Source organism: Blastococcus sp. TF02A-35, assembly GCF_004571075.1.
Taxonomy (GTDB): domain Bacteria; phylum Actinomycetota; class Actinomycetes; order Mycobacteriales; family Geodermatophilaceae; genus Blastococcus.
Window position 1 is genome coordinate 57,218 of the sequence record NZ_SPQP01000002.1, and the last position, 23,500, is coordinate 80,717.

At 73.8% G+C, this 23,500-nt stretch carries 21 protein-coding genes; 18 read left to right on the forward strand and 3 right to left on the reverse strand.

The window, feature by feature from the left end; translation table 11 throughout:
• The first annotated feature begins 19 nt into the window (after nt 1-19).
• Nucleotides 20-973, forward strand: coding sequence for a malate dehydrogenase (gene mdh, locus E4P43_RS01210; RefSeq protein ID WP_135143596.1), 954 nt, complete (start codon nt 20-22; stop codon nt 971-973).
• A gap of 82 nt (nt 974-1,055) precedes the next feature.
• Complete coding sequence (locus E4P43_RS01215) at nt 1,056-2,270, forward strand: NADP-dependent isocitrate dehydrogenase (RefSeq protein WP_135143597.1); 1,215 nt, start codon at nt 1,056-1,058, stop codon at nt 2,268-2,270.
• 106 nt (nt 2,271-2,376) lie between these two features.
• Here the strand turns inward: E4P43_RS01215 and E4P43_RS20350 are convergent, their stop codons facing one another.
• A complete protein-coding gene (locus E4P43_RS20350) occupies nt 2,377-3,096 on the reverse strand; it encodes a CAP domain-containing protein (protein ID WP_245158862.1) in 720 nt (239 codons plus the stop codon).
• Between the two features lie 195 nt (nt 3,097-3,291).
• On the opposite strand from E4P43_RS20350, the gene E4P43_RS01225 reads away from it, so the two are divergent.
• Nucleotides 3,292-4,620, forward strand: coding sequence for a hemolysin family protein (locus tag E4P43_RS01225; RefSeq protein ID WP_135143598.1), 1,329 nt, complete (start codon nt 3,292-3,294; stop codon nt 4,618-4,620).
• Nucleotides 4,621-4,635: 15 nt separating this feature from the next.
• Here the strand turns inward: E4P43_RS01225 and galE are convergent, their stop codons facing one another.
• Nucleotides 4,636-5,595 carry a UDP-glucose 4-epimerase GalE gene (galE, locus tag E4P43_RS01230; RefSeq protein ID WP_135143599.1) on the reverse strand — a complete coding sequence of 320 codons (960 nt, stop codon included), beginning with the start codon at nt 5,593-5,595 and terminating at the stop codon, nt 4,636-4,638.
• 41 nt (nt 5,596-5,636) lie between these two features.
• Between galE and hisC the strand changes: the two genes are divergently transcribed.
• From hisC to E4P43_RS01250, 4 genes are all read left to right on the forward strand, one after another.
• Nucleotides 5,637-6,737 carry a histidinol-phosphate transaminase gene (gene hisC, locus E4P43_RS01235; RefSeq protein WP_209313666.1) on the forward strand — a complete coding sequence of 367 codons (1,101 nt, stop codon included), beginning with the start codon at nt 5,637-5,639 and terminating at the stop codon, nt 6,735-6,737.
• A gap of 83 nt (nt 6,738-6,820) precedes the next feature.
• The gene (gene trpS, locus E4P43_RS01240) at nt 6,821-7,843 is read left to right on the forward strand and encodes a tryptophan--tRNA ligase (RefSeq protein ID WP_135143601.1); all 1,023 of its coding nucleotides are present in this window, start codon (nt 6,821-6,823) and stop codon (nt 7,841-7,843) included.
• Nucleotides 7,840-8,409: a 2'-5' RNA ligase family protein gene (locus E4P43_RS01245; RefSeq protein WP_135143602.1), complete on the forward strand. Its 570-nt coding sequence runs from the start codon at nt 7,840-7,842 to the stop codon at nt 8,407-8,409. Before trpS ends, E4P43_RS01245 begins: the two co-directional genes overlap by 4 nt.
• A 58-nt stretch (nt 8,410-8,467) precedes the next feature.
• Nucleotides 8,468-9,460 carry a YihY/virulence factor BrkB family protein gene (locus tag E4P43_RS01250; protein WP_245158863.1) on the forward strand — a complete coding sequence of 331 codons (993 nt, stop codon included), beginning with the start codon at nt 8,468-8,470 and terminating at the stop codon, nt 9,458-9,460.
• Here the strand turns inward: E4P43_RS01250 and E4P43_RS01255 are convergent.
• The gene (locus E4P43_RS01255) at nt 9,351-10,622 is read right to left on the reverse strand and encodes a serine hydrolase (RefSeq protein WP_135143603.1); all 1,272 of its coding nucleotides are present in this window, start codon (nt 10,620-10,622) and stop codon (nt 9,351-9,353) included. The genes E4P43_RS01250 and E4P43_RS01255 overlap by 110 nt on opposite strands.
• 243 nt (nt 10,623-10,865) lie before the next feature.
• Between E4P43_RS01255 and E4P43_RS01260 the strand changes: the two genes are divergently transcribed.
• From E4P43_RS01260 to E4P43_RS01310, 11 genes are all read left to right on the forward strand, one after another.
• Entirely contained in the window at nt 10,866-11,915 is a 1,050-nt protein-coding gene (locus E4P43_RS01260; RefSeq protein ID WP_245158864.1) for a BMP family ABC transporter substrate-binding protein, read from the forward strand.
• 286 nt (nt 11,916-12,201) lie between these two features.
• On the forward strand, nt 12,202-13,782 hold the full coding sequence (locus E4P43_RS01265; RefSeq protein WP_135143604.1) for an ABC transporter ATP-binding protein: 1,581 nt from the start codon (nt 12,202-12,204) through the stop codon (nt 13,780-13,782).
• Entirely contained in the window at nt 13,779-15,014 is a 1,236-nt protein-coding gene (locus E4P43_RS01270) for an ABC transporter permease (protein WP_135143605.1), read from the forward strand. Before E4P43_RS01265 ends, E4P43_RS01270 begins: the two co-directional genes overlap by 4 nt.
• Complete coding sequence (locus tag E4P43_RS01275) at nt 15,011-16,291, forward strand: ABC transporter permease (protein WP_135143606.1); 1,281 nt, start codon at nt 15,011-15,013, stop codon at nt 16,289-16,291. Before E4P43_RS01270 ends, E4P43_RS01275 begins: the two co-directional genes overlap by 4 nt.
• A complete protein-coding gene (locus E4P43_RS01280; RefSeq protein ID WP_135143607.1) occupies nt 16,291-16,704 on the forward strand; it encodes a cytidine deaminase in 414 nt (137 codons plus the stop codon). The genes E4P43_RS01275 and E4P43_RS01280 overlap by 1 nt, the downstream gene beginning before the upstream one ends.
• Nucleotides 16,704-17,984, forward strand: coding sequence for a thymidine phosphorylase (locus E4P43_RS01285; RefSeq protein ID WP_135143608.1), 1,281 nt, complete (start codon nt 16,704-16,706; stop codon nt 17,982-17,984). The genes E4P43_RS01280 and E4P43_RS01285 overlap by 1 nt, the downstream gene beginning before the upstream one ends.
• Nucleotides 17,985-18,046: 62 nt before the next feature.
• Complete coding sequence (locus E4P43_RS01290) at nt 18,047-18,955, forward strand: ABC transporter ATP-binding protein (RefSeq protein WP_135143609.1); 909 nt, start codon at nt 18,047-18,049, stop codon at nt 18,953-18,955.
• On the forward strand, nt 18,952-19,782 hold the full coding sequence (locus tag E4P43_RS01295) for an ABC transporter permease (RefSeq protein WP_135143610.1): 831 nt from the start codon (nt 18,952-18,954) through the stop codon (nt 19,780-19,782). The genes E4P43_RS01290 and E4P43_RS01295 overlap by 4 nt, the downstream gene beginning before the upstream one ends.
• Before the next feature lie 34 nt (nt 19,783-19,816).
• Complete coding sequence (locus tag E4P43_RS01300; protein ID WP_135143611.1) at nt 19,817-20,887, forward strand: adenosine deaminase; 1,071 nt, start codon at nt 19,817-19,819, stop codon at nt 20,885-20,887.
• 3 nt (nt 20,888-20,890) lie between these two features.
• The gene (locus tag E4P43_RS01305) at nt 20,891-21,592 is read left to right on the forward strand and encodes an MgtC/SapB family protein (RefSeq protein WP_245158865.1); all 702 of its coding nucleotides are present in this window, start codon (nt 20,891-20,893) and stop codon (nt 21,590-21,592) included.
• A 344-nt stretch (nt 21,593-21,936) separates the two neighbouring features.
• On the forward strand, nt 21,937-23,391 hold the full coding sequence (locus E4P43_RS01310) for a DEAD/DEAH box helicase (protein WP_245158866.1): 1,455 nt from the start codon (nt 21,937-21,939) through the stop codon (nt 23,389-23,391).
• Nucleotides 23,392-23,500: the final 109 nt, after the last annotated feature.

The following is a 23,500-nucleotide window of genomic DNA, read 5'->3' on the forward strand; positions in this document are numbered from 1 at the left end:
GAGGGCTAGGTTGGCGGCCATGGCAGCGCAGCCCAGGAACGGCAAGGTCACCGTGGTCGGTGCCGGCTTCTACGGCTCCACCACCGCACTCCGCCTCGCGGAGTACGACATCTTCGACACCGTGGTCCTCACCGACATCGTCGAGGGCAAGCCCGAGGGCCTCGCCCTCGACATGAACCAGTCCCGCCCCATCGAGGGGTTCGAGACGAAGGTCGTCGGGGTCGGCGGCGGCTCCTACGAGGGCACCGAGGGGTCCGACGTCGTCGTCGTGACCGCCGGGCTGCCCCGCAAGCCGGGCATGAGCCGCATGGACCTCATCGAGACCAACGCCGGGATCGTCCGGCAGGTCTCGGAGAACATCGCGAAGACCTCGCCCGACGCCGTCGTCATCGTCGTCTCCAACCCGCTGGACGAGATGACCGCCCTGGCCCAGATCGCCACCGGCTTCCCGCACCACAAGGTGATGGGGCAGGCCGGCATGCTGGACACGGCGCGCTTCTCCAACTTCGTGGCCGAGGAGTGCGGTGTGCCCGTCGCCTCGGTGCGGACGCTGACCCTGGGCTCGCACGGCGACACGATGGTGCCGGTGCCCTCCCGCTGCACCGTCGACGGCAAGCCGCTGGCCGACGTGCTGCCCGCCGACCGCATCGAGCACCTCGTGCAGCGCACCCGCAACGGTGGCGCCGAGGTGGTCGCGCTGCTCAAGACCGGGTCGGCCTACTACGCTCCGTCCGCCGCGGCCGCCCGCATGGCGCGTGCGGTCATGGAGGACTCCGGCGCCGTGATGCCGGTGTGCACCTGGGTGGACGGCGAGTACGGCATCTCCGGGGTGTACCTGGGGGTGGAGGCCGAGATCGGCCGGGGCGGCGTGACGCGCGTCGTCGAGAGCAACCTGTCCGACGACGAGCTGGCGGGCCTGCGCGAGGCGGCCGAAGCGGTGCGCGCGAAGCAGGCCGACGTAGCCGACCTCTGAAGAAGGACCCCGCTGCCCCCCTCCGCTCGCACGCTCGCGGCGGGACCCTGCAACGGGGCCACGACAGCAACAAGGAGAACGCGTGAGCAAGATCAAGGTCGAGGGCACCGTCGTCGAGCTCGACGGCGACGAGATGACCCGGATCATCTGGCAGTTCATCAAAGACCAGCTGATCCTCCCGTACCTCGACGTCAACCTCGAGTACTACGACCTCGGCATCGAGCACCGCGACGCCACCGACGACCAGGTGACGATCGACTCCGCCACCGCCATCAAGAAGCACGGCGTCGGCGTCAAGTGCGCGACCATCACGCCCGACGAGGCGCGGGTCGAGGAGTTCGGCCTGAAGAAGATGTGGCGGTCCCCGAACGGGACGATCCGCAACATCCTCGGCGGCGTGATCTTCCGCGAGCCGATCATCATGCAGAACGTGCCGCGCCTGGTGCCGGGCTGGACCAAGCCGATCATCGTCGGCCGCCACGCCTACGGCGACCAGTACCGCGCCACCGACTTCAAGTTCCCGTCGGCGGGCAAGCTCACCGTCACCTTCACCCCGGACGACGGCTCGCAGCCCATCGAGCACGAGGTCTTCCAGGCCCCCGGCGCCGGCGTCTCGCTGTCGATGTACAACCTCGACGACTCGATCCGCGACTTCGCGCGGGCCTCGCTGAACTACGGCCTGGCGCGCAAGTACCCGGTCTACCTGTCCACGAAGAACACGATCCTCAAGGCCTACGACGGCCGGTTCAAGGACATCTTCGAGGAGACCTTCCAGGCGGAGTTCGCCGACAAGTTCTCCGAGGCCGGCATCACCTACGAGCACCGGCTCATCGACGACATGGTCGCCGCCTCGCTCAAGTGGGAGGGCGGCTACGTCTGGGCCTGCAAGAACTACGACGGTGACGTGCAGTCCGACACCGTCGCGCAGGGCTTCGGCTCGCTCGGCCTCATGACCTCGGTGCTCGCGACCCCGGACGGCCGCACGGTCGAGGCCGAGGCCGCCCACGGCACGGTGACCCGCCACTACCGGCAGCACCAGCAGGGCAAGGAGACCTCGACCAACCCGATCGCGTCGATCTTCGCCTGGACCCGGGGCCTGGCCCACCGCGGCAAGCTCGACAACACCCCCGAGGTCACCCGGTTCGCCGAGACCCTCGAGCGGGTCTGCATCGAGACCGTCGAGAGCGGCCAGATGACCAAGGACCTCGCGCTGCTGATCTCCAAGGACCAGCCGTGGCTGAACACCCAGGACTTCCTGGCGGCCATCGACACCAACCTGCAGAAGGCCATGGCCTGACCCAGGGCTGACACGACGGCCCCCTCGCCTCCGGGCGAGGGGGCCGTCGTGCGTCCGGCGCCGGCGGCGAGCGCCGCTGACCGCCGTGCCGCGCCCGGGCGGTGCGTCAGCCGAAGAGCTGCGTCCACCAGGGGCCGTTGCCGCCGTCGGCGACGCCCACCCCGAGCCTCGACAGGTCGCAGTCGAGGATGTTCGCCCGGTGCCCGGCGCTGTTCATCCACGCGTCCATGACCGCCGCGGCGTCCCGCTGCCCCATGGCGATGTTCTCCGCACGGGCGGCCTGGCCGGCCGAGCGGGCCCGGTCGAAGGGGTCCTGGCCGGAGGGGTCCACGTGGTCGAAGTAGCCGCGGTCCCGCATGTCCGCGCTGTGCGCGGCGGCGACGGCCGCCAGCCCCGCGTCGGCCACCAGCGGGCCGCAGCCGGCAGCGGCACGCTGCTGGTTGACCAGCGCGATCACCGCGGCCTCCCGGGAGCTGCCCGACGGCGCCGGAGCGGGGGCAGCCGCGGCCACCCGGGGGGCCTGGGCCACCGGGGCGGCGGCGGTCGTGGGAGCCGTGGGTTCCGGGGCCGGCTCCTCGACGGGGGCGGGGGCCTCCGCCGGTGGGGGCGGGACCGCCGCTGGGGCCTCCGGCACGGGGGCCGCGGTCGGGGCGCCGGCGACGAGCGGCTCGGGGGTAAGGGCGAACACCGAGGTCGACGACTCGGGTGCGGTCCCGGAGGCCTCCTCGGCCGGCGTGCTGGTCGGCGCGGTCAGCCAGAACCCGGCCGCCGCGAGCGCGAGGGCCAGGCCGGTGCCGAAGCGTCGGCCGGCGGAGGGCTGGTGCAAGGAGGTGCTCCCCGGATCACTTTTCGTTATCGAGCCGGGACCAACGGTAAGCGCAACGACACGGTCCGTTGTTATGAGCTGGGTCACATCTAGCGTCCGCGGGTGCGGGGGCCGCCCGCCCCCGCGCCGGCCCGCCGCGAGCAGGCACCATGGTGAGGTCCCAGCACCCGAGAACCCCCGAGGAGCACGCCGCCGGTGAGCGACGTATGGCTCAACATCGTCATGGTCGTGGTCTTCGTCCTGGTCGGCGGAGCGTTCGCCGGCGCGGAGATCGCCCTGGTCTCGCTGCGCGAGGGCCAGGTGCGGGCCATGGCCGACCAGGGACGACGCGGCAAGGCCGTCCAGAAGCTGCTCCAGGACCCCAACCAGTTCCTCGCGGCGGTCCAGGTCGGCGTCACGCTGGCCGGGTTCTTCTCCGCGGCGTTCGGCGCCAGCACCCTCTCCCGCCCGCTGGCCACCTGGCTGGAGGCCCAGGGCGTGAGCCAGGGCCTCGCGGGCACGCTGGCGCTGGTCCTGGTCACCATCGTGATCAGCTACCTGTCGCTGGTGGTCGGCGAGCTGACGCCCAAGCGGCTGGCGCTGCAGCGGGCCGAGGGCTTCTCGCTGCTGGTCGCCGCGCCGCTGAACACGATCGCGAAGCTGTCCCGGCCGGTCATCTGGCTGCTGTCGAAGTCGACGAACGGCCTGGTCCGGCTCCTCGGCGGTGACCCCAAGGCCAGCGGCGAGGCGATCAGCCAGGAGGAGCTGCGCGACCTGGTGGCCGCGCACGAGTCGCTGAGCAGCGACGAGCGCCGCCTCATCGACGAGGTCTTCCGCGCCGGCGAGCGCGAGGTCCGCGAGGTCATGACGCCGCGCACCGAGGTGCAGTTCCTCGACGCGTCGATGACCGCCAGCCGCGCGGCCAAGCTCGTGGCGGAGTCCAACTGGTCGCGGTTCCCGGTCGCCGGGCGGGACCAGGACGACGTCGTCGGCTTCGTCCACGTCCGCGACCTGTTCCTGCCGACCCACCCCGCCGGGCGCGCGGCGACCGTGGGCGACCTCGCCCGCGAGGTCAAGCGGCTGCCCGGCACCGCCGCCGTCCTCACCGTGCTGAGCGAGATGCGCCGGGAGAACCAGCACCTGGCCATCGTCGTCGACGAGTACGGCGGCACCGACGGCATCGTCACCCTCGAGGACCTCATCGAGGAGGTCATCGGGGAGATCTACGACGAGTACGACGAGGAGGTCGAGCCCGACGCGAAGCAGTCCCCGGACGCCCCGCGCGAGGTCGACGGCCTGCTCAACCTCGACGACTTCACCGAGGCCACCGGCCTGGAGCTGCCGGAGGGCCCGTACGAGACGGCGGCCGGCTACGTCCTCGCCGAGCTCGGCCGGCTCCCCGAGGTCGGCGACGCCGTCGAGGTCGAGGGGCGCCGGATCGAGGTGCTCGAGCTCGACGGCCGGCGCATCGCCCGGCTGCGCGTCAGCCCTCCGCCGGCCACCGACGTCCCCGAGGGCGCCGAGGACGTGCCCGCGGCGGGCTGAGCGCGCGCGGGCCGGTCAGGAGCGGCGGGCCTGCGCGACCTCCCACGCGTCGCGGACGATGCCGACCAGGTCGGTGTGCTTCGGCGCCCAGCCGAGGTCGGCGCGGATCCGGTCGCTGGAGGCCACCAGCTGCGCCGGGTCGCCCGCCCGCCGCTCGCCGACGGTGACCGGGATGGCGTGGCCGGTGACCTCGCGGGCCGCCTCCACGACCTCCTGCACCGAGAAGCCGGTGCCGTTGCCCAGGTTGTAGATCCGGTGCTCGCCCGCAGCGGGCGCCGGCAGCGCGAGCAGGTGGGCGTCGGAGAGGTCCTCGACGTGCACGTAGTCGCGGATGCAGGTGCCGTCCGGCGTGGGGTAGTCCTGCCCGTACACCGTGAGCGACTCCCGCTGGCCCGCCGCCACCTGGAGCGCGATCGGGATGAGGTGGGTCTCGGTGGCGTGCCGCTCGCCGAGCCCGTAGGCGGCGCCCGCGACGTTGAAGTACCGCAGGCTCACCGCGGCGAAGCCGTGCGCGACGGCGTACGAGGTGAGCATGTGGTCGACGGCCAGCTTCGAGGCGCCGTAGGTGTTCGTCGGCCGGGTCGGCGCGTCCTCGCGGATCGGCACCTGGTCGGGCTCGCCGTAGGTGGCCGCCGTGGAGGAGAAGACGATCCGCCGGCAGTCGGCCGCCCGCATCGCCTCCAGCAGCGCGAAGGAGCCGCCCACGTTGGTGTGCCAGTAGTCCTCGGGCTGCTGCTGGGAGACGCCGACCAGCGACTTGGCCGCGAAGTGCAGCACCGCCTCGGGGCGGAACTCGGCCAGCACCGGCGCGGAGTCGTGCAGGGACACCTCGGCCAGCGTGGCGCCCTCGGGGACCGCGTCGGCGTGCCCGGTCGAGAGGTCGTCGAGGACGGTCACCTCGTGGCCGTCGGCCAGCAGGGCAGCCGTCACTACGCTGCCGATGTAGCCGGCTCCGCCGGCGACGAGTACGCGCATGGCCCCACCCTATGAGGCCGCTCGCACAGGTGGAGGATCCCGTGGTCAGTGCCCGTCCGGCGGTGCAGTCGCTCCCGGCCTACAAGCCGGGCCGCAACCCGGCCGACCTCGCCCGGGAGATCGGTGTCGAGCGGGCCGTCAAGCTGGCCAGCAACGAGGTCGCCTTCCCGCCGCTGCCCGCCGTCGTCGAGGCGGTCACCGCGGCGGTCGCCGAGACCAACCGGTACCCCGACAACGGCGCCGTCGTCCTGACCCGCGCCCTCGCCGACCGCTACGGCGTCGACCCGGGGCAGGTCGCGACCGGCTGCGGGGCGGTGGCGATCTGCCAGGAGCTCGCCCAGGCCTACAACGACCCCGGCACCAGCATCGCGTTCGCCTGGCGCTCGTTCGAGATGTACCCGCTGCTGGCCCGCGTCGCCGGTGCGCGTGCGGTCCAGGTGCCGCTGCGGCCGGGCCGGGACGGCGGCTCCGCCGACACCCACGACCTCGACGCGCTCGCCGCGGCGGTCGACGGCACCACCCGGCTGGTGTTCGTCTGCAACCCGAACAACCCCACCGGGACGGCGGTGCGGCGGGCGGAGCTGGAGCGGTTCCTCGACGCCGTCCCCACCGACACCCTGGTCGTGCTCGACGAGGCCTACCGCGAGTTCGTGACCGACCCCGGGGTCCCGGACGGCGTGGAGCTCATGCGCGGGCGGCCCAACGTCGCCGTCCTCCGCACGTTCTCCAAGGCGTGGGGGCTGGCCGGCCTGCGCGTCGGCTACCTGCTCGCCGAGGACCCGGCCGTGGCCGAGGCGGTGCGCAAGACGCACCTGCCGTTCAGCGTCGGCATGGTGGCCCAGGCCGCGGCGGTGGCCGCGCTGGCCAGCGAGGACGAGGTGCGCCGCCGCTGCGCCGCGGTCACCACCGAGCGCGAGCGGCTGACGGCCGCCCTGCGCGAGCGCGGGCTGGAGGTCGCGGACAGCCAGGCGAACTTCGTCTGGCTGCCGGTGGGGGAGCGGACGGCGGGGCTCGCGGCGGCCCTCGAGGCCCGCGCGGTGATCACCCGGCCGTTCGCCGGCGAGGGGATCCGGGTCACCGTCGGCACCCCCGAGGAGGACGACGTCTTCCTCGCCGCGCTGGACGACGCGCTGGCCTCCTGACCAGCGCCGGTGCACCCGGGAGCGGCCGCCGGGTGCCGGCGGGACGGGGGAGCCCGGAACGTGCGGGGGCCTCGGCTGGTTTGATGGCCGACGTGGCTCTTCCCCGTGTCCTCTCCGGCATCCAGCCGACGGCGGGCTCGTTCCACCTCGGCAACCACCTCGGCGCGCTGCGCCAGTGGGTCGCCCTGCAGGACGGGCACGACGCGTTCTACTGCGTCGTCGACCTGCACGCCATCACGGTCGCGCAGGACCCGGCCGAGCTCCGCCGCAACACCCTGGTCTCGGCCGCGCAGCTGATCGCGCTGGGCGTCGACCCCTCGCGCAGCGCCCTGTTCGTCCAGAGCCACGTGCCCGAGCACCTGCAGCTGTCCTGGGTCCTCGAGTGCCTCACCGGGTTCGGCGAGGCCAGCCGGATGACGCAGTTCAAGGACAAGAGCCAGCGCGAGGGCACGGCCGGGACGACGGTCGGCCTGTTCACCTACCCGGTCCTGATGGCCGCCGACATCCTGATCTACCAGGCCGAGCGCGTCCCGGTGGGCGACGACCAGCGCCAGCACCTGGAGCTGACCCGCGACCTCGCGCTGCGCTTCAACGGCCGCTACGGCGACACGTTCCGCATCCCCGAGGGGTTCATCCCTGAGGGCGCTGCGCGGGTCATGGACCTGCAGTCGCCGGAGAAGAAGATGAGCAAGAGCCTGCCCCCGGCCGGCTGCATCCAGCTGCTCGACGACCCGAAGGTGACGGCGAAGAAGATCCGGTCGGCCGTCACCGACACGGGCCGGGAGATCGTCGCCGACCGGGAGAACAAGCCCGGCATCACCAACCTGCTGACCATCCACAGCGCGCTCTCGGGCACGCCGGTCGCCGCCCTCGAGGAGAGCTTCGCCGGGCGCGGCTACGGCGACCTCAAGAAGGAGCTCGCCGAGGTCGTCGTCGAGTTCGTGACGCCGGTCCAGCAGCGCACCCACGAGCTCCTGGACGACCGCGCGGAGCTGGAGCGGATCCTCGCCTCCGGTGCCGCCCGTGCCCGGGAGGTCGCCGCGCGCACCGTGGCCGACGTCTACGAGCGGGTGGGCTTCCTGCCTCCGGCAGGGTCCGCGGCATGAACGACGACACGTTCGTCGGCCGGCTGGCCGGCCCGCCCGAGACGGCGGTGCTCGGCGTGATCGTGCCGGTCCCCGAGCCGTGGGCGAGCCTGCTGGTCGACTGGCGCACCAAGGTGGGCGACCCCCAGGCCACGCTGGTGCCCCCGCACGTGACCCTGCTGCCGCCGACCGAGGTACCGGTCGCCGACCGGGACGCCGTCGCCGAGCACCTCGCCGCGGTCGCGGCCAGCCACCCCCCGTTCCCGATGCACCTGGCGGGCACGGGCACCTTCAAGCCGGTCTCCGACGTCGTCTTCGTGACCGTCGCCCGCGGCATCGGCAACTGCGAGCTCCTCGCCAACGACGTGCGCCAGGGGCCGCTGGGCCGCGACCTGTCGTTCCCGTACCACCCGCACGTGACCGTGGCCCACGACGTCCCCGCCGACATGCTGGAGCTCGCCTACAGCGGTCTCCAGGAGCTGTCCGCCGAGTTCGTCGTGGAGCACTTCACCGAGTTCGAGCAGACCCCGACCGGCGCCTGGGCGGTCGCCCGCGAGTACCGGCTCACCGGCCCCGAGCACGCCTGACCCGCCCCGTCCCGGTACCTGACCAGCGCGGGAGCCGGGCAGCCCGCAGAATCGGGCGGTGAGCTCCGCCAGCTCCGGGAACGCGCCGGCCCGCCCGGCCTGGCCGGCCCGCATCTGGTCCCGCGTGGAGTCCGTCGTCGACGCCGGCCGCGCGCGCTTCCCCTGGTTCGACCACCTGGCACGGGCCGGCGGCCGCTACCAGCGCACCCAGGGCGACCTCATGGCGGCCGGGGTCACCTACTTCGCGTTCCTGGCCCTGTTCCCGGTCCTCCTGCTGGTCGCCGCCGTCATCGGGCTGGTGATCGCCGGCGACGAGCTGCTCCAGCGGGAGCTGTTCGCCGCGATCCGCGAGACCTTCCCCGGCGGGCTGGGCCGCCGGCTGGTCGAGCAGCTGTCCGGGGCGATCGACTCGGCCGGGTTCGCCGGCCTGGTCGGCCTCGCCGGGTTCCTCTACGCCGGGCTGCGGACCATGGACAAGCTCCGCGTCGGCATGGAGCGGATCTGGAAGGGCCGCGTCGACGAGCCCGAGTTCGTCCGGGACAACGTGCAGGACGTCGTCGCCCTGGTCGCGCTGGGCGCCGTCGGCGTCGCCAGCCTGGGGCTCACCGGGCTGGTCAGCCAGGCGACGTCGCGGGTGCTCACCTTCCTCGACCTCGCCGACGAGCCGGGCTACGGCGCGCTCACCTGGCTGCTGGGCATCACGCTGGCGATGGCCGGCGACGTCGTCGTCTTCCTCTGGCTGCTGCGCGTGGTGCCCGGCGTGGCCACCCCGGTGCGCCGGCTGCTGCCGGGCGCCCTCTTCGGGGCGGTGGGCTTCGAGGTGCTCAAGCTGATCGGCGGCTACTACCTGTCGCTCATCTCCGACAGCGTCACCGCCTCGGCGTTCGGCGGGGCGGTCGGCGTCCTGGTCTGGATCAACCTGGTGGCGCGGTTCGCCTTCTTCACCGCCGCCTGGACGGCCACCGGCCTCGCGGCGGACGTCCCGGCGGCAGCGGAGGACCGGCCCGTCGGCGGCGACGAGCCAGCCCCGCACCCAGCAGCGTCGCGCTGAGCACGCCCGCCGCCCCGACGGCGGGCAGCGCCCAGGGGCTCCCCGGGTCCGCGGGCGGTGCGGCCGTCCGGTCCCGCGGCGGGGGCGTGGTGGTGCCCGCCGGCGTGGTGGGCGCGGGGGTGGCGGTCGGCAGGAGGTCGCCGGGGCGGACCAGCCGGCCCACCCCGCTCGTCCCGGCCGGGACGGAGAACCCCCAGTCGAGCAGGAGCGCCGCCTGGTCGGCCGCCCGCAGGGGCACGTTCTCCGTGGCGAGGACGCTCACGACCAGCCGGCGGCCGTCCCGCTCGGCAGCGGTCACGAAGGTGTGCCGGGCGGCGTCGGTGAACCCCGTCTTGCCGCCCAGCCCACCCGGGTAGCCGGCCAGCGGGTTCTGGTTCTGGATCTGGTAGCCCGGGGAGCGCCCCTCCACCGGCGGCATCGTCGCGACCGGGACCCGCAGCACCGCCGCGGCCGCCGGGTCCTCGAGCACGGCGCGGAGGACCAGGGCCAGGTCGTAGGCCGAGCTGGTCTGACCGGCCACGTCCAGGCCCGAGGGCGAGCCGGCCACCGTGTCGTGGGCACCGAGCGAGGCGGCCGTCGCGTTCATCGCCGCGACGGTCGCCCGCTCCCCACCGGCGGCGCGGGCCAGCGCGGACGCCGCGTCGTTGCCCGACTGCAGGACCAGCGCCTCGAACAGCAGGGAGACCGGGTAGCGCCCGCCGGCGACGAGCCCGACCCGGCTGCCCTCGACCTGCTCGTCCTCCACCGTCCCCTCCACCACCTGGGCCGGGTCCAGCCGGGGCAGCAGCGTGAGCAGCGTGAGCAGCTTGAGCGTGCTGGCCGGGTAGTGCCGGCCGTGGGCGTCCCGGGCGGCGAGCACCTGTCCGGAGGTCGCGTCGGCGACCAGCCACGCGCCCGCGACGACCTCGGGCGGCAGCGGCGGCGTGCCCTCGGCCGCCACGGTCCCGCGGGCGCCGAGGTGCCCACCGCCGACCGTGCTGCCGTCGGGGGCGGTGCCCCGCGCCGGCAGGCCGGTGAGCGGTGCCGACGGCGTGGGTGCGGCGGGGTCCGCGGTCGGCCGGGACGACGCGGTCGCGGTGGGCGACGGCGCGGCCGCGGCGGTGCCCGGCAGCAGGAGCAGCACCACGCAGCCCAGGAACGCGGTCGTGCCGCCTCGTCGCATGGGGGCACCGTAGGGGGCGTGACCTGGGACACGGGCCGGCAGCTCTGCGGCCCCGAACGGATGAGCCTTCGCAACGATCGTGTCTCAGTCCGGGTCAGAGGTTGTAGCCCGCTCGGGGCGCGCGGTTAGCGTCGCTGCGGTGCCTCGCGCGGTCCGCCCGGCGGGCCGCTGGCACCGGCAATCCCGACCCCCCGGGATGCGCCCCACGAGGTGGTCGCGCGTCCCCCCAGAGAGGAGATCGTCTTGCGCCGAGCGCGGATGACGAAGGCCGCGGCGCTGCTGCTGGCCGGCAGCCTGGCCCTGGCGGCCTGTGCCAGCGACGAGGAGGGTGGCTCCGGCGGCGACGCCGGCAGCGACGGCCCCAAGATCGGCCTGGCGTTCGACACCGGCGGCGAGGGCGACCGTTCGTTCAACGACTCGGCCGTGGCCGGCGTCGAGGCGGCGATCAAGGAGCACGGCGGCGAGGTCGCCAAGCTCAGCCCCAACAACGACAACTCCAACCGCGCCGACCTGCTGACCCAGCTGGCCGACGACGGCTACGACCCGATCATCGCCGTGGGCTTCGCCTACAGCGACGTGATCGGCGAGGTCGCCGAGCAGTACCCGGACATCACCTTCGCCCAGGTCGACGGCTCGGTCGAGGACGCGGGCAGCCCGGACAACCTCACCGGCCTGCTCTTCGCCGAGGAGGAGGGCTCCTTCCTCGCCGGTGTCGCGGCGGCCCTGAAGACCGAGACCGACCACGTCGGCTTCGTCGGCGGCGTCGAGACCCCGCTGATCCAGAAGTTCCAGGCGGGCTTCGAGGCCGGTGTCGAGGCGGTCAACCCCGCCATCCGCATCGACTCGCAGTACATCTCCCCGGCCGGTGACTTCTCGGGCTTCAACGACCCGGCCCGCGGCAAGATCGTGGCCGAGGGCATGTACGACGCCGGCGCCGACATCGTCTACCACGCTGCCGGCGGCTCGGGCATCGGCGTCTTCCAGGCCGCTGCCGAGTCCGAGGGTCGCGCCATCGGCGTCGACTCCGACCAGTTCCAGACCGTCGAGGACCCGGCCCTGCAGGCCGTGATCATGACCTCGATGCTCAAGCGGGTCGACAACGCGGTCGAGCAGTTCATCGGCGAGTTCGTCGAGGGCAACGTCGCCGGCGGCGAGAACGAGGTGTTCAACCTCGAGAGCGAGGGCGTCGGCCTGTCGGAGAGCGGCGGGTTCATCGACGACATCCAGGGCGACCTGGACACCTACCGCCAGCAGATCGTCGACGGCGAGGTCGACGTCCCCACCACCCCGTGACGTCGGGTGCGGGCCCGCTCCGGCGGGCCCGCACCGATGGTGGACCCCGACGGCGGGTCCGGGTTCCGGCCCGGGCCCGCCGTCGTCGCGCCGGATGTCGGCCCCGCTGCGCGGGGCCGGTCTCCTCGGGAGCCGGCGCGTGCGACATCATGCGCAGCACGTCACCCGCGGCGGCCCGGACCGGGCCCGGCCGGGGAGTCGATGGGCGACGACCGACCGTCGTCGCCACTGGACCAGAGCAGAGGTGCGCCGCACACCCGTGGCCGCACACGAGGGAGAGGCCACCATGGCCGCAACAGGAGCGACCGGTGCCAGCGCACCGGGCGCCGGCGCGGGGACCGAGGGCGTCCCCTACGCGGTGGAGCTGCGCGGCATCACCAAGCGCTTCCCCGGCGTGGTCGCCAACAAGGACATCGAGCTCCGCGTCCGCCGCGGCGAGGTCCACGCGATCGTGGGCGAGAACGGCGCCGGCAAGTCCACGCTGATGAAGACGCTCTACGGCATGCACCGCCCCGACGAGGGGCAGATCCTGCTGGACGGCCGCGAGGTCCGCTTCCGCAGCCCGGCCGACGCCATCGAGGCCGGCATCGGCATGGTCCACCAGCACTTCATGCTGGCCGACAACTTCACGGTCCTGGAGAACATCGTCCTGGGCAGCGAGCCCACCCGGGGCGGGCGGCTGGACCGGGCCGAGGCCCGTCGCCGCATCCTCGAGATCTCCGACCGCTACGCGCTCGGGCTGGCCCCCGACGTGCTGGTCGAGGACCTCGGCGTCGGTGACCGCCAGCGGGTGGAGATCGCGAAGGTCCTCTACCGCGGCGCCACGACGCTGATCCTCGACGAGCCCACCGCCGTGCTGGTCCCGCAGGAGGTCGACGAGCTCTTCGGCAACCTCGGCGAGCTCAAGCGCGAGGGCCTCACCGTCATCTTCATCTCCCACAAGCTGGACGAGGTCCGGAAGGTCGCCGACGCGATCACCGTGATCCGCCGCGGCACCACCGTGGGGGAGGCCGACCCCCGCACCACGACCAGCCGCCAGCTGGCCGAGCTCATGGTCGGCTCGGAGCTCCCGTCGCCGGAGACCCGCGCCTCCACGGTGCGCGACCGGGCCGTGCTGGAGGTCCGCGACCTCACCGTCCTGTCGGCCATCGGGCGGCCGGTCGTCGACGAGGTCTCCCTGACCATCCGCGAGGGCGAGGTCGTCGGGATCGCCGGCGTCGAGGGCAACGGCCAGGCCGAGCTCGTCGACGCGCTCATGGGGCTGCGCACGCCGGCCGGCGGCACCCTGCTGCTGGGCGACGACGACGTGACCGGCTGGACCACCCGCGCCCGCCGCGACGCCGGCATCGGGTTCATCCCCGAGGACCGGCACCGCCAGGGCATGCTGCTGGACGCGACGCTCTGGGAGAACCGGATCCTCGGCCACCAGAACCGGCCCCCGGCGGTGAAGGGCCCCTTCATCGACCGGCGGGGCGCGCGCACGGACACCGAGCGCATCATGCGTGAGTACGACGTCCGCGCCCCCGGGCCGGACACCCTCGCCGTCGCCCTGTCCGGCGGCAACCAGCAGAAGCTGATCGTCGGCCGGGAGATGAGCGCCGGGCCGCGCCTGCTCGTGGCGGCGCACCCGACCCGCGGGGTCGACGTCGGCGCCCAGGCCGTCATCTGGGAGCTGCTCAAGGACGCCCGCGCGGAAGGGATGGGGATCCTGCTGATCTCGGCCGACCTCGACGAGCTGATCGGGCTCTCCGACACGCTCCAGGTCATGCTCCGCGGGCGGCTGGTCGCCACCCTCGACCCGGCGCAGGTCACCCCCGACGAGCTCGGCGGGTACATGACCGGCGCCCGGGTGGGGGGTGCGGCATGAGCCTGCTCCGCCGCTTCGGGCCCACCGTGCTGGTGCCCGTCTTCGCCGTCCTGGTCGCCATGGTCATCTCCGCCCTGGTGATGGCGGCCCTCCAGGTCGACCCCTTCGAGGTCTTCCGGGTCATGTTCGACCTGGGCGACAAGCCGTCGCAGCAGATGACGGCGGTCGTCGTGGTGCTCAACCGCGCCGTCCCGCTGTTCCTCGCCGGGCTCGCCGTGGCGGTCGCCTTCCGGATGGGCCTGTTCAACATCGGCGTGGAGGGCCAGTACCGCCTCGCCACCATCGTGGCGGCGGCGGTCGGTGCGGCCGTGGTGCTGCCCGGCCCGCTGCACCTGCTGCTGATCGTCGTGGTCGCCGTCGTCGTCGGCGCGCTCTGGGCCGGCATCGTCGCCGTCCTCAAGATCACGCGGGGCGTCAGCGAGGTCATCAGCTCGATCATGCTGAACTTCATCGCGCTGGGGATCGCCTCCTTCCTGCTCACCGGGCCGTTCCGGGGGAGCGCGCCGGGGGCCTCGATCATCAGCACGTCGGAGATCCCCGAGTCCGGCTGGATGCCCAGCCTGAACGGCGTGTTCGACCTGCTCGGCCTGGCGAACCCGCCGCGCCAGCTCTACGGCTTCCTGATCGTGGCCGTGGTCGTGGGCATCGCGCTGGCGGTGCTGCTGGACCGCACCCGCTTCGGCTTCGACCTCAAGGCCAGCGGGCTCTCGCCGTCGGCGGCCAGCGCGAGCGGCGTCAACGCCCGGGCGATGGTGCTGAAGACGATGCTGCTGTCCGGCGCCGTCGCCGGCCTCATCGGCCTGCCGGACCTGCTCGGTGACAAGCACTCGTACACCACCGATTTCACCGCCGGGCTCGGCTTCCTGGGCATCGCGGTCGCGCTGCTCGGGCGGAACAACCCGATCGGCATCGCCTTCGCCGCCCTGCTGTTCTCCTTCCTCGACCGGGCGCTGGTCCCGCTGCAGATCCAGGGGCTGCCGGCGTCGGTCATCACGATCATCCAGGGGACGATCGTGCTCGCCGTCGTCATCGCCAACGAGGTGGCGCGACGGATCGCCCGGCGCACCGCCGAGCGCGGCGGCGCGGCCGTCGCCGGGGCCGCGACCCCGGGTGACGGGAGCACCGGGACGGGGCAGACCGCCGGGGACGCGGACGCGCAGGGCACCGGAGCCGGGGTCAGCCGCACCGCCGGCGCCGGGCAGGCAGACGACCACAAGGGGGCCGGGGCATGAGCGCCACCGTCTCGACTCGTACCGCCCCGACGGGCCGCGGCCCGCTGACCGAGCTGTTCCTCGGCGGCAGCCGCGCCCGCCGGGTCACCCTGATCGTGGCCGGCGCGCTGGTCCTGCTCTCGGCGGTCCGCGTGATCAGCGGCGAGCAGTCGCTCACCTCCAGCAGCACCATCGCCGCGGCCCTGCTGCTGGCCGTCCCGATCGGGCTGGCGGCGCTCGGCGGCCTCTTCGCCGAGCGGGCCGGCGTGGTCAACATCGGCCTCGACGGCATGATGACCCTCGGCACCTGGGGGGCCGGCTTCTGCGGCTACCAGTGGGGCTGGCAGGCCGCGATCGTCGGCGGCATGCTCTTCGGCGCCCTCGGCGGCCTGCTGCACGCCCTCGCGACCGTCACCTTCGGGGTCGACCACGTCGTCTCGGGCGTCGCGATCAACATCCTCGCCGCCGGCCTGGTGCGGTTCCTCTCCGAGCTGCTCTACACGGACAACCCGGCCGGTGGTGGCGTGACGCAGTCGCCCGCGCTGGACTCCCGGCCGCCGGAGCTCTCGCTGCCGGTCCTGTCCTCCGGGCCGGACCTGCTGGGCGACCTCGAGCGGCTGAATTGGTTCCTGCTCAGCGACCTCGCGGGGATCCTCCGCGGCCTGACCAGCGGCGTCGGCTTCACCACGCTCCTGGCCGTGCTGCTGGTCCCGGCCTCCTACCTGTTGCTCTGGCGGACGGCGTTCGGTCTCCGGCTCCGCTGCTGCGGTGAGAACCCGGCCGCCGCGGACTCGCTCGGCGTCGCGGTCTACCGCATGAAGTACATCGCGGTGGTCATCTCCGGCGCGCTGGCCGGCCTCGGCGGTGTCTTCCTCGTGTTCATCGCGGGCATCTACCGCGAGGGGCAGACCAACGGGCGAGGCTTCATCGGCCTCGCGGCGCTGATCTTCGGCAACTGGCGGCCGGGCGGGCTGGCCGCCGGTGCCGGCGTCTTCGGCTTCGCCGACGCGCTGCAGCTGCGCAGCCGGACCGCCGTCGTGGCGCTGTTCCTGCTGCTGGCGGTCGTGCTCGCCGCGGTCGCGATCTGGCAGGCCACCCGCCGCAGGCTCGTGCAGGCGGTGGCCGCGCTGGTCTTCGCCGGCGGGGCGCTCACCGCGTTCCTGACCATCGAGGAGCTCGCGCCGGGCCTGGTGTCCTTCACGCCGCACCTGACCACGCTGCTGGTGCTCTCGCTGGCGTCCCAACGACTACGGATGCCGAAGGCCGACGGCCTCGTGTACCGACGAGGAGAGCACTAGTGCAGATCGACTGGGACGCCCTGCGTGCCGCCGCCCGCGAGGCGATGACGCACGCCTACGCCCCGTACTCGAAGTTCCCGGTGGGCGTCGCCGGCCTGGTCGACGACGGCCGCGTCGTCACCGGCTGCAACGTCGAGAACGCCTCCTACGGGCTGGCGCTGTGCGCGGAGTGCGGCATGGTCAGCGACCTGGCGCGCACCGGCGGCGGACGGCTCGTGGCCGTCGCCTGCGTCGGCGGTGACGGGCAGCCGCTCATGCCCTGCGGCCGCTGCCGCCAGCTGCTCTGGGAGCACGGCGGCGCCGACATGCTCATCGAGACCGTGTCGCTGGGCATCGTGGCCATGCGCGAGGTGCTGCCCGACGCCTTCGGGCCCGAGGACCTGGTCGCCGCGGCGGAGCGGGGGCAGGGCTGATGGGCGCGTTCGACGCCATCGACGTCATCCGCACCAAGCGGGACGGCGGCCGGCTGTCGGCCGACCAGATCCGCTGGGTCATCGACGCCTACACCCAGGGCGTCGTCCCCGACGAGCAGGTCAGCGCGCTGCTGATGGCCGTCTTCTTCAACGGCATGTCGCCCGAGGAGCTCGCCGCCTGGACCCAGGCGATGATCGACTCCGGGGAGCGCAAGGACCTCTCGCCGCTGGGCCGGCCCACCGCCGACAAGCACTCCACCGGCGGCGTGGGCGACAAGATCACCCTGCCGCTGGCGCCGCTCGTGGCCGCCTGCGGGGTCGCCGTGCCCCAGCTGTCGGGCCGCGGGCTGGGCCACACCGGGGGCACCCTCGACAAGCTCGAGGCGATCCCGGGCTGGCGGGCGGACGTGCACGAGGAGGCGTACCTGGCGCAGCTGCGCGACGTCGGTGCGGTCATCTGCGCGGCCGGCCACGACCTGGCGCCGGCGGACAAGAAGCTCTACGCGCTGCGCGACGTCACCGGCACCGTCGAGTCGATCCCGCTGATCGCCAGCTCGATCATGAGCAAGAAGATCGCCGAGGGCGCCGACGCCCTGGTCCTGGACGTCAAGACCGGGTCGGGCGCGTTCATGAAGGACGCCGACGACGCGCGCACCCTGGCCCGCACGATGGTCGGCCTCGGCGAGGCCGCCGGCGTGCGCACCGTGGCCCTGGTGACGGCGATGGACCGCCCGCTGGGCCGCACCGCGGGCAACGCCGTCGAGGTGGCCGAGTCCGTCGAGGTGCTCGCCGGGGGCGGGCCGGCCGACGTCGTCGAGCTGACGCTGGCCCTCGCCCGCGAGATGCTGGCCGGGGTCGGCCGGGACGACGTCGACCCCGCGGACGCCCTGCGCGACGGCCGGGCCATGGACGTGTGGCGCCGCATGATCGCCGCCCAGGGCGGGGACCCCGACGCCCCGCTGCCGAAGCCGGCGGAGACCCACGTGGTGACCGCGCCGGCCACCGGCACGCTGACCCGGCTGGACGCCTACGCGCTCGGCGTCGCGGCGTGGCGGCTCGGTGCCGGCCGCGCCCGCAAGGAGGACCCGGTGCAGGCCGCGGCGGGCATCACCTGGACCGCCGGCGTGGGAGAGCAGGTGACCGCCGGGCAGCCGCTGCTGGAGCTGCAGACCGACGACGCCGCCCGCATCCCGCGCGCCCTGGAGGCGCTCGAGGGTGCCATCGGCGTCGACACCGACGACCGCCCGCTGCCGCTGGTCATCGACCGCATCACGGCCTGAGCGCGCACCCCCTCCCGGGGTCCGGGAGGGGGTGCCAGGCCGATGGAGGACACTGGTCCCTCGTGACGAGTTCTCCCGCGGCCACGGTGGCCGGCGCCCGGCCGCAGCCCGGTGACCCGCTCGACCCGGAGGCGGCGATCTCGGTCCGCGGGGTGGTCAAGCGCTACGGCGACTTCACCGCCGTCGACGGGCTGGACCTCGACATCCGCCGCGGCGAGATCTTCGCCCTGCTCGGCCCGAACGGCGCCGGCAAGACCACGACGGTCGAGATCTGCGAGGGCTACCGCCGGCGGGACGCCGGCGAGGTGCGGGTGCTGGGTGCCGACCCCGCCGACGGCGACCGGCGCTGGAAGTCCCGCCTGGGCATCGTGCTGCAGTCCGGCGCCGGGGACAGCCAGCTCACCGTGCGCGAGCTGGTCCGCGCCCAGGCGTCCTACTTCCCGGACCCGCGGGGCACCGACGAGGTGCTGGAGCTGGTCGGGCTCACCGAGAAGGCCGGGGTGCGCGGCCGGTCCCTGTCCGGGGGCCAGCGCCGCCGGCTGGACGTGGCGCTGGGCATCGTCGGCCGGCCGGAGCTGCTCTTCCTCGACGAGCCGACCACCGGTTTCGACCCGGAGGCGCGCCGGCAGTTCTGGTCGCTGATCCGCTCGCTGCGCGACCTGGGCACCACGATGCTGCTCACCACGCACTACCTGGACGAGGCCGAGGCGCTCGCCGACCGCGTCGGCGTCATCGCCCGGGGGCGGCTGGCCGAGGTGGCCGTGCCGAGCATGCTGGGCGGCCGGGAGACCGCGCCGGCCGTCGTCAGCTGGACCGAGCACGGCGCCCGCCGCACCGAGGCCACCGCGACGCCCACCGCGTTCGTGCGCGACCTCGCGGCCCGGTTCGACGGCGAGGTCCCCGACCTCGCGGTCGCCCGCCCCACCCTCGAGGACGTGTACCTGCAGATGATCGGGGAGGCCGGCCGATGACCGCCGTGCGCGAGACGTCCGGGCAGCGGACGGCCCTGCCGTCGCTGGCCTCCGTCTACCGGTCCCGGGCCTCGGTGGAGCTCAAGGAGTTCTTCCGCCAGCGCGAGTCCGTCGTCTTCACGATCCTGCTGCCGGTGCTGCTGCTGGTCGTCTTCGGCGCGGTGCTCGACTACGAGGTCGGCGGCGGCGTCGCCTTCACCCAGATGTTCATCGCCGGCATCATCGCCGCGGGCATCCTGGGCGCGAGCCTGCAGAACATGGCGATCAGCATCGCCACCGAGCGCTCCGACGGGACGCTCAAGGGCCTGGCCGGCACGCCGATGCCCCGCAGCGCCTTCTTCGTCGGCAAGGTGGTGCAGGTCCTCGCCGTCACGGTCCTGATCATCGTGGTGCTGCTGCTGATCGCCGTCGCCTTCTACGACGTCGACCTGCCCTCGGGCAGCGACTGGCTCACCTTCGCCTGGGTGACCGCCCTGGGTGCCGCGGCCTGCACCCTGCTCGGCATCGCGCTGTCCAGCCTGGCGAAGAACGGCCGCTCGGCCTCGGCGACGGTCACCCCGTTCGCGCTGCTGCTGCAGTTCATCTCCGGCGTCTTCTTCCAGTTCAGCCAGATCCCGGACTGGATGCAGACCTTCGCCGCGATCTTCCCGCTCAAGTGGATGGCGCAGGGCTTCCGCTCGGTCTTCCTGCCCGACGCCCTCGCCGCGCAGGAGCCGGCCGGCAGCTGGGAGCTGGGCCGGGTGGCGCTGGTGCTGGGGGCCTGGTGCGTCGTGGGGCTGGTGCTGTGCGTGCGCACGTTCCGCTGGCAGGACCGCGGGAGCCGGTGACGGGGCCGTCGGCCCGGAGGCCGACAATGTCCCGGTGCCTGCACCGCTGAACGCCGAGAACGTCCGCCGCGCCCCCAAGGTCCTCCTGCACGACCACCTCGACGGTGGCCTGCGCCCGCAGACGGTTCTGGAGCTCGCCGACGACCTCGGCTACCGCGACCTGCCGGCCGGTGACGCCGAGAGCCTCGGCCGCTGGTTCCGCGAGGCCGCGGACTCCGGCTCGCTGGAGTCCTACCTGGAGACGTTCGCGCACACCGTCGCCGTGATGCAGAGCCCCGAGGCGGTGCAGCGGGTCGCCCGGGAGTGCGCGCTGGACCTGGCCGCCGACGGCGTGGTCCACGCCGAGGTGCGGATGGCGCCCGAGCTGCTGACCGGCATGCCGCTGGAGGCCGCCGTCGAGGCGATGCTCGACGGCTACGCCCAGGGCTCGCGCGAGGCCGCGGAGGCCGGCACCCCCATCCGCGTCGGCACGCTGCTGTGCGCCATGCGGCAGGACGACCGGTGGGACGAGGTCGCCGGTCTCGTCGTCCGGTACCGCGACGCCGGCGTCGTCGGCTTCGACCTGGCCGGCCCCGAGGACGGGTTCCCGCCCGACCGCATCCCCTCGGCGCTCGCGCTCCTGGACCGGGAGGGTGCGCACCGCACCGTCCACGCCGGTGAGGCCGCCGGGGTCGACAGCATCCGCGCCGCCCTCGACGGGGCCCGCGCCGAGCGCCTGGGCCACGGAGTGCGGATCGCCGACGAGCTCGCCGGCGACGGCTCGCTCGGGCCGGTGGCGCAGCGGGTGCGCGACGGGCGGGTGACCCTCGAGGTCGCGCCGTCGTCCAACGTGCAGACCGGCGCCTACCCCTCCCTGGCCGAGCACCCGGTGGACCGGCTGCACCGCGCCGGCTTCGCCGTCACCCTGAACACCGACAACCGGCTGATGAGCGGGGTGTCGGTCACCAGCGAGGTCACCGACGTGGCGACGACGTTCGGCTGGACGTGGGAGGACGTGCAGACCGTGACCGAGCGGGCGGTCGCCGGCGCCTTCCTGGACGAGGACGAGCGGCGCCGGCTGCTGGACGGCGTCGTCCGCCCCGGCTACGCGGCGCTGCGGGGCTGACCCGTGGACCTGCTGCTCGCCGAGCCGACCGGGCAGTCGCTGGAGCAGGTCCGGGACCTGGGGATCGCGTTCGTCCTGTCGGCGCTGATGGGGCTCGAGCGCGAGCTGCGGCAGAAGGCCGCCGGCCTGCGGACGCTCACGATCGTCGGGTTCGCGGCCGCCCTGTTCATGGTGATCAGCGAGGCGGAGTTCGGTGACTCCCGGATCGCCGCCCAGGTGGTGTCCGGGCTCGGCTTCATCGGCGGCGGGCTGATCTTCGTGCGCCGGGACGCCGTCCGTGGCCTGACGACGGCCGCGGTGGTGTGGCTGACCGCGGCGATCGGCATGGCCGCGGGTGCCGGGCTCTGGCTGCTCGCGGTCGTCGCCGTCGCGGCCCACTTCCTGGTCTCCTACGGGTTCACGCCGATGGCCCGCCGGCTCTCCGGCCGGGTGGAGCGGGTGCACTCGCTGGTCCTGACCTACCGCGACGGCGAGGGGGTGCTCCGCCGCGCGCTCGCCGAGTGCACCCAGCGCGGGTTCCGGGTCCGCGACCTGGCGACGACGGCGGAGGACCTCGGTGGCCACGCGGCCCCCGGCGGCAGGCAGGCCACGGTGCGGGTCACGGTGGAGGGCACGGGCTCGCCCACGGACCTCGCCGCCTGGCTCTCCGACCTCGACGGCGTCCTGGCCATCACCGCCGGCGCGACGGACGAACAGGCCGACTGACGGACGAACAGGCCGACTGACCTCGCCGTCCGCGGGCCCGGGGGTGGGGCCGGTCACCCTCGAAGGCGGGAACAGCCCGACGATCTTCGCTGCTACCCTCGGTGTACCGGCACAAGGCCGGTCATCCTCCCGGACGGTTTGTCCGGGCATGAGCGCATCCGTGCAGATCCCGCGTTCCACACCTGGGCGCAAAGCGATCGCCACTAGGAACGCGGCCACTCGCCGTGACCTCCTTTTCCACGGGACGCGCTCCGGGCAGTATCGGAGTCCCACCCCGCATGACCTTGGTCCACCCTGCCTCGTTCGAGTCTGCTTCGGACGACACCGCAGTCGAGAACACCATCGTGAACGTCGAGAACACCGAGGCCGAGAAGGCCCCCGAGGGCCCGACCTTCGGCCAGCTGGGTCTGCCCCAGCTGCTCGTGACCGCCCTGGAGCGGCGCGGCATCCACCGCCCGTTCGCCATCCAGACCTCCGCCCTCCCGGACGCCCTCGCCGGGCGTGACGTGCTGGGCAAGGCCGCGACCGGCTCGGGCAAGACGCTGGCCTTCGGCCTGCCGCTGCTCGCCCGCATCGGTGCCGAGGTCAAGCAGGGCCGCCGCGCCCCGCGTGGCCTGGTGCTCGTGCCGACCCGCGAGCTGGCCCAGCAGGTGCACGACAACCTGGCGCCCCTCGGCCAGGCCACCGGCGTGCAGCTGGCCACTGTCTACGGCGGTGCGCCCATGGACCGCCAGATCCAGCAGCTCCGTCGTGGCGTCGACGTCATCATCGCCACGCCCGGCCGTCTGCAGGACCTGATCAACCAGGGCGAGGCCACCCTCGCCGAGGTCGTCATCACCGTGCTGGACGAGGCCGACTTCATGGCCGACCTGGGCTTCCTCCCGGTCGTCAAGGAGCTGCTCGACCAGACCGCCCGCGACGCCCAGCGGCTGCTGTTCTCGGCCACGCTGGACGGCGAGGTCGACAGCCTGGTCCGCCGCTACCTCAAGGACCCGGCCCGGCACGAGGTCAAGCGCGCCGGCGACGACGCGCCGCCGGCCGAGCACCTGGCCTTCAGCCTCGCCTTCCGCGACAAGCTGCAGGTGGCGACCGAGCTGGCCTCCCGCCCGGGCCGGACGATCATCTTCGCCCGCACCCAGCTGGGCGTCGACCGTCTCGCCGAGAACCTGAAGGCCGCCGGCATCAGGGCCGAGGCGATCCACGGTGGTCTCCCGCAGTCCGCGCGCAAGCGCGCCCTCGAGGAGTTCACCGACGCCCGGTCGCCGGTGCTCGTCGCCACGGACGTCGCCGCGCGCGGCATCCACGTCGACGACGTCTCGCTGGTCCTGCACTACGACCCGCCGGCCGACGCCAAGACCTACCTGCACCGTTCGGGCCGCACCGCCCGCGCGGGTGCCGCCGGTGTCGTCGTGTCGCTGCTCCTGCCCGACCAGGTGGGCCAGTCCAAGCGCCGGTTCCGCACGGCCAAGGTGGACCCGCAGATCGACCGCATCCGGCCCAGCGACCAGGTCATCCTCGACCTGGTGGCCTCCGGTGTGCCGGTGGAGCCGAAGGAGCGCACCCAGCGCGACATGCGCCGCGGCGGCGGTGGCCCCGGTGGCCGCCCGCGTCGTGACGGCGACCGCCCCGGCGGTCACCGAGGTGGCCCGCGTCGGTCGTCCGGCGAGCGTCCGCGCGGTGAGCGCTCCTCGGGTGAGCGCTCGTACGGCGAGCGGTCCTCCGGTGGCGGCTCGTACGGCGAGCGCGGCTCGCGCTCCGGTGGGCGGCCCGGTGGCCGTCCCTCGCGCTACGGCAGCTGACACCCTGAACGACGAAGCGGCCCGTCCCGGATCCCCGGGGCGGGCCGCTTCCGCGTTCCCGTGACGAGATCTGCACACTCGCCCCTCCAGGGCGCCTGATGGGGGCGAG